We start from the raw sequence: 14,468 nt of genomic DNA on the forward strand, positions 1-14,468 counted from the left end.
GTTGTTTATTTTAAGAAAAATCTTTGAATGTCATTCCAAGTCACGACGAGCATGAGTAACATGAGGAGGGCAAATCCAATAAAGTGGACCATGCCTTCTTTTTGTCTGTCGATTGGCTTTCCTCTGACCGCTTCAACAGCAAAAAACATTAATCTTCCGCCGTCAAGGGCTGGAATAGGCAATAAATTCATAATTCCTAGGTTTATGCTTAAAATCCCTGCCCATTTCATTAAATAGTAAATCCCCGATTTAGCAACTTCATCAGTAGACTTATAAATTCCCACAGGACCCGAAAGAGCATCAATGGAAAACTGACCTGTAACTAATTTTCCAACCATCACAAAAATTTGCTTTGTCCAGAAATACGTTTCCTTTGCACCGGCAGTAATTGCTTTTACTGGAGATTTCTCAAAGGGACTGTATACACCAATTAACCCCATTTTTTTACCTTCAACCGTTTTTTCTAGAGGAGTTACTTGAATTTCTTTCTCTTTTCCATCACGGATAATTGAGAAATCCAATTGCTCATTAGGGTTTTTTCTAATGATTTCAACAACATCAGACCAGCTTGAAATTTCAGAGCCGTTGATACTTTGAACAACATCTCCTTTTTGAAGGCCGGCTGCTTTAGCGGCGCCATCAGGTGTGATTTCCCCTAATTTCGGTTCATTAGTCGGTACACCCTGTAATAATGCGATAAGGGAAAAAACAATAAATGCCAGAACAAAGTTCATCATAGGTCCTGCAAAAATCGCCATAAATCGTTGCCCTAACGTTTTCGAACCAAATTGACGGTCAATAGGGGCAATTTGTGATTCCACGCCGTTTTCCACGATAACAGCCTGCGGATGAATCGTAAAGGTTCGAATGTTTTCTTCGTCATCTTCTGGAAAACCTTTAATAATTAGTTCTTTTTCAATATCCGCATATTCTACTTCAACAATCCGGCAATTTGGATATTTTTCTTTATTATTCAAGATTATTTTGCTTACTTTATCTGCTTTATCAAATAATAGGCCAATCCGGTAGCCTGGCTTAATTTCAACCATCTCTGGATCTTCGCCTGCCATCCTGACAAAACCGCCGATGGGTAGTAAACGAATGGTGTAAGTAGTTTCACCTTTTTTATGAGTAAATACTTTTGGGCCCATACCGATCGCAAATTCACGGCAGAGGACACCTGCTCTTTTCGCAAAAATAAAATGACCTAATTCATGAAAGAAGACGAGTGCGCCAAAAATCACAATAAAGGCAATAACAGTACTCAATAATAAAACCACCTTTTTTATAGAAGTGAACGTACATATTCTCTCGTTTCTTTATCTACCTGATGAATCGTTGTTAAGCTTGGATGTTGAATCGTTTGATGAGCGCTTAGTGCCTTCTCGATCAAATCTTCAATCTGTAAGAAACGAATTTTACCTTCTAAAAATGCAGCCACAGCTACCTCGTTCGCAGCATTCAATACGGTCGGCATCGTTCCGCCTTCTTGGCCTGCTAAGTAGGCAAAATGCAAACATCGGAACCGTTTAACATCCATTTCCTGAAAATGTAGTTTTCCTATCTGAGCCAAATTCAACCGATTTGAAGACGGAAGCGGAAGCCTGTCTGGGTAAGTGAGCGCAAATTGGATGGGCACTCTCATATCCGGTGTTCCTAATTGGGCGATTACACTGCTATCATGGAATTCGACCATGGAATGGATAATACTCTCTTTATGCAGCAGCACATCAATCTTTTCATAGGGCATTTGAAACAGCCAGTGGGCTTCAATGACTTCTAATCCTTTATTCATCATCGTAGCCGAGTCAATCGTAATCTTAGCCCCCATGGACCAGTTTGGATGATTTAATGCTTCCTTAACGGTAACATTTTCTAATTCCTCTCTTGTTCGGTCGCGAAAGCTGCCGCCGGAGGCAGTTAGAATTAATCTTTCAATATTCTTCTCCCTCTCACCTTGTAAGGCTTGGAAAATAGCTGAATGCTCACTGTCCACAGGAAGAAGCGGGACATTATTTCGTTTTGCGGCCTCAATTACTAAATGCCCAGCCGTAACAAGCGTTTCCTTATTGGCAATCGCAATGATTTTGCCGCATTCAATCGCCTGTAAAGTAGGATTTAAACCAACACTTCCTAAAACGGCATTAACGAGTATGTCTGCCTTCTCGTAAGTTGCAACCTCTATAAGCCCTTCCTCACCATACGTGAATTTCACTGCCGGAAATTCTGCTTTTAATGTATTACAATCAATATGTTCTTGTACAGAAACCAGCTTTGGCTGAAATTCAACAATGATTTTCCTAGCGAAATCAATATTATTTCCAACAGAGAAGGCTGCTAATTTAAATTCAGTTGGGTGCTCACGAATGATATCTATGGTTTGAGTGCCAATTGAGCCTGAGGCACCCATTAAACTTATGGTTTTCAAAAATGAATCACTTCCTTGCTTAATACCAAAGGTGGAATAGATGTAACAACGGCCAAACAAATAACAGACTGTCAAAGCGGTCAAGAATGCCACCGTGTCCAGGCAGGATATTCCCCGAATCTTTCACATTAAAATGGCGTTTAAAGGCCGATTGAACAAGGTCGCCTATTTGTCCAAAAACAGAAAGAACAACTGTTATTCCCATCAATGGAAGCAAGCCGACATTGATATTTGAAAGGAATCCAAACAGGATAGCGACAATAACAGCACAAACGACACCACCTATTGATCCCTCAACAGTCTTATTTGGACTAATTTCCGGCCAAAGCTTGTTCTTCCCAAGTGCTTTTCCGATAAAATAGGCACCAGAATCTGTTGCCCAGATAATAAATAAAGAATAAAAAATGAATACAAGTCCGCCTTCATCGCGGGTTTCAAAAAAGAAATAGAAGCCAATGCCTACATAAATGGCAGAAAGTAGAGAAAAAGCGGCATCTTCAAATGTATATCGATTTTTCGTTATCACAGTATACGTTAGTAACAACATGATAAACACAATACAAAGCTCTGTTTTCGAATAATAAAAGCTATCGATAATGTAATTATATTTCTCAGGGAAAAGAATGACCCAGAGAAACAAAAGAGATAGTAATCCATGAACGGAAAAAATGTTAAGATTTTTCATTTTTAACAATTCATATAATCCAATTGTCGCTAAAAAATAAGATAATATTACAACTGGAAGCCCGCCATAAAAAACGATTGGCAGAAAAAGGGCTGCAGCTATAACTCCTGTAATAATTCTTTGCTTCATTTAATAGTTCAACACCTTTATGATCTTTGAGGTCTACAATATTCCACCAAAACGGCGCTGGCGTTTTTGGAATACTTCAATGGCTTCTAATAAATGTTCTTCACTAAAATCAGGCCATAATACATCCGTAAACCAAAACTCAGAGTATGCCAATTGCCAAAGCATAAAATTGCTCAAGCGGATTTCACCACTGGTTCGAATTAAAAGATCCGGGTCGGCGAATTCTGATGTCATTAAATAGGAAGAAAATACTTGTTCGTCCAGCTCGTTCTCTTTTAATATACCACTTTTGCTATCATTTAAGACCTGTTTTACTGCATCGATAATTTCAGCTCTGCTTCCATAATTTAAGGCAAAGTTTAAAACTAGTCCATTATTATGTTTAGTTTCTTCCATAGCTTTTTCAATCGCATGAAGTGTATGTACTGGAAGCTGATTTTTATATCCCATCATTTTTACTTGAACATTATTTTCAACTAATTCAGGAAGAAAGGTGCCCAAAAATTCTTCAGGTAATTTCATGATATATTCCACTTCGTTTTTTGGACGTTTCCAATTTTCTGTTGAAAATGCGTATAAAGTCAACGTTTTAACCCCTAAATCATTTGCCAGCATTGTTGTTTTTCGGACAACCTTCATGCCTTCATGATGACCGGCAATCCGTGGCAGGGCTCTTTTTTTAGCCCAACGACCATTACCATCCATAATAATCGCTACATGTTCAGGAACAGGTAATTTTTTTATTGCTTCTATTTTATCTCGGAGTGTGGAAGAGTTATTTTGGTTCTTCCAAAGCCTTATTTTATTAAACATAACATTGCTCCTCCAATTAATTAATCAGTTCCTCCGATATAAAGTGAAACTTCATATGTATGTATGCTTTAAGGTAGTCTGCTATTATCATACCAAAAAAGCAGGAATATATCTCTATTAAATACCTTATGTAAAATAAAAGGAATTAAGAATAATGTTATCCCTAATAAATAGTGAAAAAAACCCCCTTTACAGAGGGTTCAATATATGTTTAATCTTACACTTCCATAATTTCTTTTTCTTTGTCTTTTGTGATTTGATCAATTTTATTGATATGTTCATCGGTTAACTTTTGAATATCATCAGAATATCCACGAAGGGCATCTTCGGTAATTTCCCCGTTTTTCTCAAGCTTCTTCAAATCGTCATTTGCATCCCGGCGAATGTTTCGAATAGCAATTTTAGCTTCTTCAGATGCCTTTTTTACCACTTTGACAAGCTCCTTACGGCGCTCTTCTGTTAATTGCGGGATGGCAATACGAATAATCGATCCGTCATTGCTTGGATTTAAGCCTAAATCAGATTTAAGAATGGCTTTTTCTATCTCACCAAGAATGGATTTGTCGTAAGGCTGAATCACAAGTAATCTTGCTTCTGGTGTTGTAATCCCTGCCAACTGATTCACAGGGGTTGGCGCACCATAATAGTCAACAGTTATTCTGTCTAATAGAGATGCACTCGCTCTTCCTGCACGGATACTGGCAAGCTCACGAGTATAGGATTGAATACCTTTTGTCATTCTTTCTTTCGTCTGGCTGATGACTTGTTTTGGCATTAGTTTTTCCCCCTAACTATTGTTCCAATTTTTTCACCCATAACGGCTTTTTTAATATTACCTTGTTCCATAATCGAGAATACAATAAGCGGAATATCATTATCCATACATAAAGAAGAAGCGGTTGAGTCCATAACTGCTAATCCTTCCTTTAGTACATCAAGGAATGATAAATCATCATATTTAACAGCATTTGCATCTATACGCGGGTCTGCAGAATATACTCCATCAACATTATTCTTTGCCATTAAAATAACTTCCGCATCAATTTCAGCTGCACGCAGAGCAGCAGTAGTATCTGTTGAGAAATATGGATTTCCTGTGCCTGCTGCAAAAATAACAACACGTTTTTTCTCCAAATGTCGGATTGCCCGGCGTCTAATATAGGGCTCAGCAACCTGACGCATCTCGATTGAAGTTTGCACACGTGATTCAATACCAAGGTGTTCTAAACTGTCTTGAAGCGCTAATGAATTCATAACAGTAGCCAGCATTCCCATATAATCAGCAGTTGCCCGATCCATCCCCATTTCACTGCCAATTTTACCACGCCAAATATTGCCGCCGCCAACTACGACTGCTACTTCAACACCTAATTCTGCTATTTCTTTCACTTGTACTGCGATCGATTTGATAACAGAAGGTTTAATTCCAAAGCTTGATTCACCTGCAAGTGCCTCACCGCTTAATTTTAAAACAACGCGTTTGTACTTAGGACCGCTCATATAAACCTCCGTAATTATGTAAATTAGCTTACTCTTTAAAAATAGGGAACACAACGTGTCCCCTATTTAAAAACTATTTCTGTAACTTTGACTATTGTTTATTAACTTGATTCATAACTTCTTCAGCAAAGTTATCTTCACGCTTTTCGATGCCTTCTCCTACTTCGTAACGAATGAACTCACGAACAGTAGCACCTTTTGATTCAACAAATTGACGGACCTTTTGGTCAGGGTTCTTAACAAAAGTTTGGTCCAGTACACAAACATCTTCAAAGTACTTTCCAAGACGGCCTTCTACCATTTTAGCAACAATATTTTCAGGCTTACCTTCGTTAAGTGCTTGTTGTGTTAGAACTTGACGCTCGCGCTCAATTTCATCCTGTGAAACTTGGTCACGAGAAACATATTTTGGATTTAATGCAGCAATATGCATGGATACGTCTTTTGCTGCACTTGCATCAGTTGTACCCTCTAGAACTGTTAATACAGCGATACGGCCGCCCATGTGAAGGTATGCACCAAATGCATCGTTATCTGTTTTTGATACTAGAGCAAAACGGCGAAGTGAAAGCTTTTCACCAATTTTTGCAATCGCTGCATTGATGTGCTCTTCAACAGTTGTTCCGTTTTCCATTTTTTGTGCAGTAGCTTCTTCAACAGTAGCTGGCTTGTTTTTAAGAAGGTGTGCAGAAAGCTCTTGAACAAGAGTTTGGAAACCTTCATTTTTCGCAACGAAATCTGTTTCAGAGTTTACTTCAAGGATAACTGCATCGTTACCTTCCACAGAAATAGCAGCTAATCCTTCAGCAGCAATACGGTCTGCCTTCTTAGCAGCTTTTGAAATACCTTTTTCACGTAACCAATCAATTGCTTGATCCATATCTCCATTAGTTTCTGTTAGCGCGTTTTTACAATCCATCATTCCTGCGCCCGTTTTTTCACGAAGTTCTTTTACCATTTGAGCAGTAACTGCCATAATTTTTTTCCTCCTTTAATTACTATGTACTATACTCATATCTTAGCCATTCAAACTAAAGATAAACATTCTTTAAAAAAAGGTGATAAAGGGTCTCCCTCTTATCACCTTTTAATTTGATCACTTCATTTAATTAAGCTTCAACTGCTACTTCTTCACCTTGTTTTGCTTCAAGGATGGCATCAGCCATTTTACCAGTTAAAAGTTTAACCGCACGAATCGCGTCGTCATTCGCAGGGATAACTACGTCGATTTCGTCTGGATCACAGTTTGTATCAACAATACCTACGATAGGAATGTTTAATTTCTTAGCTTCAGCAACTGCGATGCGCTCTTTACGAGGATCAATGATGAATAATGCATCTGGAAGCTGCTTCATATCTTTGATACCGCCTAAGAATTTTTCAAGGCGTTCTTGTTCTTTCTTCAATTGAACAACTTCTTTTTTAGGTAATACTTCGAAAGTACCGTCTTCAGACATTCTTTCGATATCTTTTAAGCGGCCAATACGCTTTTGGATTGTTTCGAAGTTTGTTAAAGTACCACCTAACCAGCGTTGGTTTACATAGTACATACCAGAACGGCCAGCTTCTTCTTTAACAGAATCTTGAGCTTGCTTCTTAGTACCAACGAAAAGAATTGTTCCGCCGTTACCAGCAAGATCCTTTACCCAGTTATAAGCTTCTTCAACTTTTTTAACTGTTTTTTGAAGGTCGATGATGTAGATACCGTTACGCTCAGTGAAGATATATTTCTTCATCTTAGGGTTCCAACGGCGAGTTTGGTGTCCGAAATGTACACCAGCTTCAAGCAATTGCTTCATTGAAATTACTGACATTTGTTTTTCCTCCTAGTGGTTTGTTTTCCTCCGCTTGTCTCATTTTTAAACAGAAACTGTAATTTACAGCACCATCTGCTTAAATCAACAGGCGTGTGTATTAACACCATGAAATAATATAGCATATGTGACTCATACAATCAAGGGAAAGTTTATTAAAATTAAAAATCCCCGGCAAAGGCCGGGAATTTTTTATCTAATTAATTAGACTTTAATTTATCAAGCTCAACAAGAAACTTATCATTTAACACTTTGATGTAAGTTCCTTTCATTCCAAGGGAACGTGATTCAATTACTCCGGCACTTTCAAGCTTTCTTAATGCGTTAACAATCACAGAACGTGTAATCCCAACACGATCTGCAATCTTGGAGGCAACTAATAAGCCTTCATGACCATTAAGTTCTTCAAAAATATGTTCAATCGCTTCAAGCTCACTGTATGATAATGAACTAATCGCCATTTGAACAACAGCTTTACTTCTTGCTTCTTCTTCAATTTCTTGTGATTTTTCATGTAAAATTTCTGTACCAACAACAGTTGCACCATATTCCGCAAGAATAAGATCATCATCATGAAACTTCTCATGTAATCTTGCCAAAATTAACGTTCCTAGGCGCTCCCCTCCACCAATAATTGGTACAATCGTGGTTAATCCTTCACGGAATAAATCTCTATTTTCAACTGGAAAAGCTGTATATTGGCTTTCAATATCAAGGTTCGAAGATGTTTCTTGAAGATTGAATAAGCTGTTTGTATATTCTTCAGGAAATTGACGATCTTCAAACATCTTTTTCATTCTTTCATTTTCGATTTGCTGATAAATCGAATAACCTAGGAGCTTTCCGCGGCGACTAACGATGTAAACATTTGATTCAATAATTTCACTTAAAATTTCCGACATTTCTTTAAAGTTTACAGGCTTCCCTGCTGCTTTTTGCAATAAAACATTAATCCTTCTTGTTTTTGTAAGTAAATCCATCTGTTTTTCCTCCTAATTAACTACAACCATTATTAAATTTTTTATTAAAACGATTACTGCAACCTATTAGGCAATTCGCTCTAAAGAATAAATTGACTTAAATCTTTATTTTTAGAAATAGCTCCAAGTTTTTCTTCTACATATTGCGGCGTGATGCTGATTTTCTCCATCGAAATTTCTGGAGCTTCAAACGAAAGATCTTCTAAAAGCTTCTCTAAAATCGTATGAAGTCTTCTTGCCCCAATATTGTCTGTATTTTGATTCACCTCGTAAGCTACTTCGGCTATTCTACGAATAGCATCGTCAGAAAATTCAATTTGTATACCTTCTGTTTCCAATAATGCTTGATATTGTTTAATTAATGCATTATCTGGCTCGATTAGAATCCGAAAAAAGTCCTCAACCGTTAATTTTGTCAGCTCAACGCGGATTGGAAAACGTCCTTGAAGCTCGGGAATTAAATCTGAAGGTTTTGCCATATGGAAAGCGCCCGCAGCAATAAATAAAATATGATCAGTTTTAATCGATCCATATTTTGTTACCACAGTGGATCCCTCAACAACAGGCAAAATATCCCTTTGAACGCCTTCTCGTGACACATCCGCAGAAGAACCCCCTGAATTTTTGCTTGCAATTTTGTCGATTTCATCGATGAATATGATACCTGTTTGTTCAGCTCGATAAATAGCTTCGGAGGATACTTCGTCCATATCAATTAGCTTTGAAGCCTCTTCATTTGTTAAGACCTTTCTTGCTTCACGAACAGTTAATTTTCTTTTTTTGCGTTTCTTCGGCATAAAACTGCTTAAGGCATCCTGCATATTCATTCCCATTTGTTCAATTCCTGAGCCTTGAAGCATATCAAACATCGACGGAGCCTGCTCTTCAACTTCAACCGTAACGATTTCTTCCTCAAGCTGTCCGAGTGCCAGCTTTTCTTTCACAATTTTCCGCTTTTCTTGAATAGAATAATCTTCTTGATGATTTTCCTGCTCTCCAGATGAACTACCGCCTCCGAATAACATTTCCAGAGGATTCTTATAGTTATTAGACTTTTTTGCAGAAGGAACAAGCAAATCGACAAGTCTTACATTCGCATTTTCTTCGGCACGTTCTTTTACACTATTCATTCGATCTTCTTTTACCAAGCGGACAGAGGTTTCAGCTAAATCGCGGACCATTGATTCCACATCACGGCCTACATAGCCTACTTCGGTAAATTTAGTGGCTTCCACTTTGATAAATGGTGCACCCACCAATTTAGCGATTCTTCTTGCGATTTCGGTTTTTCCAACACCTGTAGGACCAATCATCAAAATGTTTTTAGGAATAATCTCATCCCGAAGCTTTTCATTCAATAAGCCTCGTCTGTATCGGTTCCTTAACGCAATTGCAACTGCCTTCTTAGCATCCTTTTGCCCAATAATATATTGATCCAGTTTTTCAACAATTTGTCTCGGGGTTAAATTAGTTGTTCGTCCCATTTATTTCAAGTCTCCTTTCCGTTATAGCTCTTCCACGATAATATTGTGGTTCGTGTAAACACAAATTTCAGCAGCTATTTCTAAAGAAGCTTTGGCAATTTCTTTTGCAGATAGATGCTCTCCAGCATATTTCTTTAAGGAACGTCCTGCAGATAAAGCGTAATTTCCACCCGAGCCTATGGCAAGAATCCCATCATCAGGTTCGATTACTTCTCCAGTTCCTGAAACAAGCAGTAAATTTTCTCGGTCCATGACAATTAGCATAGCTTCAAGCTTTCTTAAAATCTTATCGTTTCTCCACTCTTTCGCAAGCTCAACAGCTGCCCTTTGAAGATTGCCGTTAAATTCCTCTAGTTTCCCTTCAAATAGTTCAAAAAGAGTGAAAGCGTCTGCAACTGAACCCGCAAAACCGGCTAAGACTTTGCCATTAAATATCTTTCGCACTTTTCTTGCTGTGTGTTTCATCACAACAGCATTTCCAAATGTCACTTGACCATCACCGGACATTGAACATTCCCCATTATGATGGATAGCAAATATAGTTGTCGCATGAAATTGATTCATACCAATCATCCTCCTTCAGGAGTAGTCAGATATACATAAAATAAAAAATAATTATGTAACTGTAAATACATACGCAAATAACCTATAGGAAATCACTGATATCATGATGATAATGTTCAATTTTATATTGTGCGTAATTCCTCTTTAATTGTAAATACTCCTTAAAAAACTTTAATAAAAGATTCACAATTGCTTTTCCTTAGGGCTTACTTCACAAGGGCTACTAAATAGTAACATAATTCAATAGCCCTTGCAATAAATTTTACAAAACTTTCACAAAGTTCTGAATTGTTTCTAACGCACGATTTGCATGTTGTAAATTTCTTTCCTGCTTTCCTTTTATCTTTACAGGAAGCTCCGGAAATAATCCAAAGTTCGCATTCATCGGCTGAAAATTATCTGGATTTGCCGTTGTGATATAACGAGCCATACTGCCGATAGAGGTTTCAGCAGGAAACTCGATTGTTTCCATTCCTTCTACAAGACGAGCGGCGTTTATTCCAGCAATTAATCCGCTGGCAGCCGATTCCACATATCCTTCTACTCCCGTCATTTGACCAGCAAAAAATAAATCTTCGCGATTTCGGAATTGGTAGGTAGCCTTTAATACCTTCGGTGAATTAATAAACGTATTCCGGTGCATAACTCCATAACGGATAATTTCTGCATTCTCCAGCCCTGGAATTAATTGAATGACTTCCTTTTGGGCGCCCCATTTTAAATGTGTTTGAAAACCGACAATATTGAAAAGAGTTCCGGCGGCATCGTCCTGCCGCAGCTGTACAACTGCAAATGGTCTCTTCCCTGTTTTCGGATCCTCAAGCCCAACTGGTTTTAATGGCCCAAACAGCATGGTCTTCCTTCCTCTTGAAGCCATGACTTCAATCGGCATACAGCCTTCAAAAAAGATTTCCTTTTCAAATTCCTTCAATGGGACCGTTTCTGCAGCGATTAACGCTTCATAAAAACGATTAAACTCTTCCTCTGTCATCGGGCAATTTAAATAGGCAGCTTCACCCTTATCATATCGAGATTTCAAATACACTTTCTCCATATCAATGCTGTCTTTTTCAAGGATAGGGGCTGCAGCATCATAAAAATAAAGATAATCTTCTCCGGTAAGGTTTTTTAATTGCGCTGAAAGGTCAGGACTAGTCAGCGGCCCAGTTGCAATTACAGTTGGGCCAGATGGAATCTCTGTTACTTCTTCATTCATAACGGTTACATTTTCATGGTTTTTCACCATTTCCGTCACTTTCGCAGCAAATTCATGGCGGTCCACCGCCAACGCGCCCCCCGCCGGGACAGAGCAGGTATCAGCAGCCGCAATAATAACAGAATCCAGCCTCCTCATTTCCTCTTTTAATACACCCACTGCATTAGTTAATGTATTCGCTCTTAATGAATTGCTGCAAACTAATTCAGCGAATTTATCGGTATGATGTGCAGGGGTTTGTCTAACAGGACGCATTTCGAATAAACGCACCTTTACTCCTCGTTTTGCAATCTGCCATGCAGCTTCACTGCCGGCAAGTCCCGCACCAACTACGTTAACTGTTACATCTTTCATATATAAACCTCCTGAAATCTTGCTGATGGAATATGTATATCAATAACCTTCCCTCATTTAAGTCCAACTTGCATTGTACTATACGAATCAAAAAGAAAAAAGTTTTAAATACCAATAAAAATAAAAGAGCGGGCTTTGCCCACTCTTTAGCTTTGCGGTTCTTCCTTGTAATCACAACTTACACATTGAACTTGGACACCCTTTTTTAATTTCTTTTCTACAAGGAGTCCTTCGCATTTAGGACAAGTTCTTGGCAGTGGTTTATCCCAGGAAATAAACTCACATTCCGGATAATTGGTGCATCCGAAAAACAGTCTTTTTTTCTTGCTTTTACGTTCGATAATTTGCCCTTCTTTACATGTAGGACAAGTTACCCCGATTTCTTTGACAATTGGTTTTGTGTTGCGGCAATCAGGGAAATTGCTGCAGGCCATAAACTTACCGTACCGTCCCATCTTAAAAACCATCGGACTGCCACAGTTCTCACAATCTTCTCCTGCCGGTTCGTCTTTTATTTCTATTTTTTCCATTTCCTGTTCCGCTATTTTTAAATGTTTCTCGAAATCAATGTAAAATGCATCAATCAGTTTTACCCACTGCATTTTTCCATCTTCAACATAGTCTAATCCTTTTTCCAATCTGGCTGTAAATTCCACATCTATGATTTCTGGAAAAAATTCCATCATCACTTCATCGACAATTTCTCCAAGCTCAGTTGGGACAAAACGTTTGTTATCAAGAGCAACATAACCGCGTTTTTGAATTGTATCTAATGTTGGAGCATATGTGGACGGTCGTCCAATTCCGAGCTCCTCTAACGTTTTGACAAGCCTTGCTTCTGTGTACCTTGGCGGCGGCTGCGTAAAATGCTGTTTAGGGTCAATATCCTTTTGAAATATTTCGTCCCCTTCTTTTAGGTCAGGGAGCATCTTATTCGGACCATCCACTTGATCATCGGTTCCCTCGACATAGACCTTCATAAAGCCCGGAAACTTTATTTTTGAGCCAGTGGACCGGAATAGGACATTGCCATTTTGCAGATCAACACTCATCGTATCCATTACTGCTTGAGCCATTTGGCTTGCTAAAAATCGGTCCCATATTAACTTATATAACCGAAATTGATCGCGTGAGAGAAACTCTTTTATGCTATCTGGGTTCCTAAAGGTACTTGTTGGACGAATCGCTTCATGTGCATCCTGGGCATTGGCAGATTTTTTTTCTTTCTTTTGCTCATCTTTTAAATAATTCTCACCAAATTCTTCTTTAATATAATTTGCTGCCTCAGTTTGAGCCACTTCGGAGATTCGGGTGGAGTCTGTTCTCATGTATGTTATGAGACCAACCGTTCCTTCTTTGCCAAGCTCGATTCCTTCGTATAGCTGCTGCGCAAGCATCATTGTTTTCTTAGCACGAAAGTTTAGCTTTCTTGCGGCTTCCTGCTGCAGTGAAGAAGTGATAAAAGGAGGCGCCGGATTGCGTTTCCGCTCTTTCTTAGTAACGGAGATAACCTTAAACTTATTCCCATCGATTTCCTTAAGGACCGTTTTAACATCCTGCTCTGATTTAAGTTCTGTTCGTTCCCCGCCAACAAGAGAATGAAAACCACCACTAAAATGATCTTTTCCCTTATGAAATTCTGCTTCAATTGTCCAATATTCTTCAGGAACAAAAGCTTTTATTTCTTTTTCCCGATCAATAATCAGTCGGACAGCAACAGATTGAACCCGTCCAGCGCTTAGCCCCTTTTTGACTTTTTTCCACAAGAGTGGGCTGATATTATAACCGACGAGACGGTCTAATATTCTTCTCGCTTGCTGGGCATCAACTAAATCCATGTTTATTGGCCGGGGCTGTTTAAATGATTCCTTAATCGCATCCTTTGTGATTTCATTAAAAACCACACGACAGTCAGAGTGAATATCGACATCCAAACTATGGGCCAAATGCCAGGCAATTGCTTCCCCTTCGCGATCAGGGTCAGCTGCCAGAAAGACTTTTTTTGCTTTTTTAGCTGCTGTCTTTAATTCTTTTAAAACGGGCCCTTTTCCGCGTATGGTAATATATTTTGGTTCAAAATGGTTTTCTGCATTAACACCCATTTGACTTCGTGGTAAATCCCGTACATGCCCCATGGATGCTTTTACTTTATATTTATTGCCTAAATATCGTTCAATCGTTTTCGCTTTTGCTGGCGATTCGACGATTACAAGAAAATCTGCCATTCAAATATCCTCCTTAGAGGGAAGTATGAAAGCGCCTTGAAGACGGCAAAAAGCCAGTTTCTAAGAGGCTTACAAGTTGAGTAGTTTTTCTAAATTCCAGTTATGCCAATTTAACCGGATAAAATACTTAATAAAACTGCCCTATCCCATGTTTTTCAATTCTATATAAAATGATTTTTATTTATACTTATTTTAAATATTCTTTTTTTCGAACGTCTGATGGAAAATGTATAACATATTAGAAATAATTTCAACCTTTTTTAGCTAATTTCTCCA

The 14,468-nt window shown here is 38.4% G+C and carries 13 protein-coding genes; all 13 read right to left on the bottom strand.

Going from position 1 to position 14,468, the window contains the following annotated elements:
* Positions 1-5 precede the first annotated feature (5 nt).
* The 13 genes from rseP to topA all read right to left on the bottom strand — a co-directional run bounded on the left by rseP (position 6) and on the right by topA (position 14,192).
* The gene (gene rseP, locus V7161_RS23415; protein WP_335715239.1) at positions 6-1,268 is read right to left on the bottom strand and encodes an RIP metalloprotease RseP; all 1,263 of its coding nucleotides are present in this window, start codon (positions 1,266-1,268) and stop codon (positions 6-8) included.
* A gap of 17 nt (positions 1,269-1,285) precedes the next feature.
* Complete coding sequence (gene dxr, locus V7161_RS23420; protein ID WP_335715240.1) at positions 1,286-2,428, bottom strand: 1-deoxy-D-xylulose-5-phosphate reductoisomerase; 1,143 nt, start codon at positions 2,426-2,428, stop codon at positions 1,286-1,288.
* Between the two features lie 19 nt (positions 2,429-2,447).
* Positions 2,448-3,242: a phosphatidate cytidylyltransferase gene (locus tag V7161_RS23425; RefSeq protein ID WP_335715241.1), complete on the bottom strand. Its 795-nt coding sequence runs from the start codon at positions 3,240-3,242 to the stop codon at positions 2,448-2,450.
* Between the two features lie 33 nt (positions 3,243-3,275).
* Positions 3,276-4,055 carry an isoprenyl transferase gene (locus V7161_RS23430; protein ID WP_335715242.1) on the bottom strand — a complete coding sequence of 260 codons (780 nt, stop codon included), beginning with the start codon at positions 4,053-4,055 and terminating at the stop codon, positions 3,276-3,278.
* Between the two features lie 217 nt (positions 4,056-4,272).
* The gene (gene frr / locus V7161_RS23435) at positions 4,273-4,830 is read right to left on the bottom strand and encodes a ribosome recycling factor (RefSeq protein ID WP_223588514.1); all 558 of its coding nucleotides are present in this window, start codon (positions 4,828-4,830) and stop codon (positions 4,273-4,275) included.
* Positions 4,830-5,555 (bottom strand): UMP kinase, encoded by a 726-nt coding sequence (gene pyrH, locus V7161_RS23440; protein ID WP_335715243.1) that lies wholly within the window; start codon positions 5,553-5,555, stop codon positions 4,830-4,832. The genes frr and pyrH overlap by 1 nt, the downstream gene beginning before the upstream one ends.
* Before the next feature lie 91 nt (positions 5,556-5,646).
* On the bottom strand, positions 5,647-6,531 hold the full coding sequence (tsf, locus tag V7161_RS23445) for a translation elongation factor Ts (RefSeq protein WP_223588517.1): 885 nt from the start codon (positions 6,529-6,531) through the stop codon (positions 5,647-5,649).
* A gap of 133 nt (positions 6,532-6,664) precedes the next feature.
* Positions 6,665-7,369, bottom strand: a complete 705-nt coding sequence (rpsB, locus tag V7161_RS23450) for a 30S ribosomal protein S2 (protein WP_289982282.1) — start codon at positions 7,367-7,369, stop codon at positions 6,665-6,667.
* 200 nt (positions 7,370-7,569) lie between these two features.
* The gene (codY, locus tag V7161_RS23455; RefSeq protein ID WP_335715244.1) at positions 7,570-8,349 is read right to left on the bottom strand and encodes a GTP-sensing pleiotropic transcriptional regulator CodY; all 780 of its coding nucleotides are present in this window, start codon (positions 8,347-8,349) and stop codon (positions 7,570-7,572) included.
* Positions 8,350-8,429: 80 nt separating this feature from the next.
* Positions 8,430-9,833 (bottom strand): HslU--HslV peptidase ATPase subunit, encoded by a 1,404-nt coding sequence (gene hslU, locus V7161_RS23460; RefSeq protein ID WP_335715245.1) that lies wholly within the window; start codon positions 9,831-9,833, stop codon positions 8,430-8,432.
* Between the two features lie 21 nt (positions 9,834-9,854).
* Complete coding sequence (gene hslV / locus V7161_RS23465) at positions 9,855-10,397, bottom strand: ATP-dependent protease subunit HslV (protein WP_335715246.1); 543 nt, start codon at positions 10,395-10,397, stop codon at positions 9,855-9,857.
* A 262-nt stretch (positions 10,398-10,659) separates the two neighbouring features.
* Complete coding sequence (trmFO, locus tag V7161_RS23470) at positions 10,660-11,967, bottom strand: FADH(2)-oxidizing methylenetetrahydrofolate--tRNA-(uracil(54)-C(5))-methyltransferase TrmFO (protein WP_335715247.1); 1,308 nt, start codon at positions 11,965-11,967, stop codon at positions 10,660-10,662.
* A 146-nt stretch (positions 11,968-12,113) separates the two neighbouring features.
* Positions 12,114-14,192: a type I DNA topoisomerase gene (gene topA, locus V7161_RS23475; RefSeq protein WP_335715248.1), complete on the bottom strand. Its 2,079-nt coding sequence runs from the start codon at positions 14,190-14,192 to the stop codon at positions 12,114-12,116.
* Positions 14,193-14,468 lie beyond the last annotated feature (276 nt).

Source organism: Neobacillus drentensis, assembly GCF_036965425.1.
Classification (GTDB): domain Bacteria; phylum Bacillota; class Bacilli; order Bacillales; family Cytobacillaceae; genus Neobacillus; species Neobacillus drentensis_F.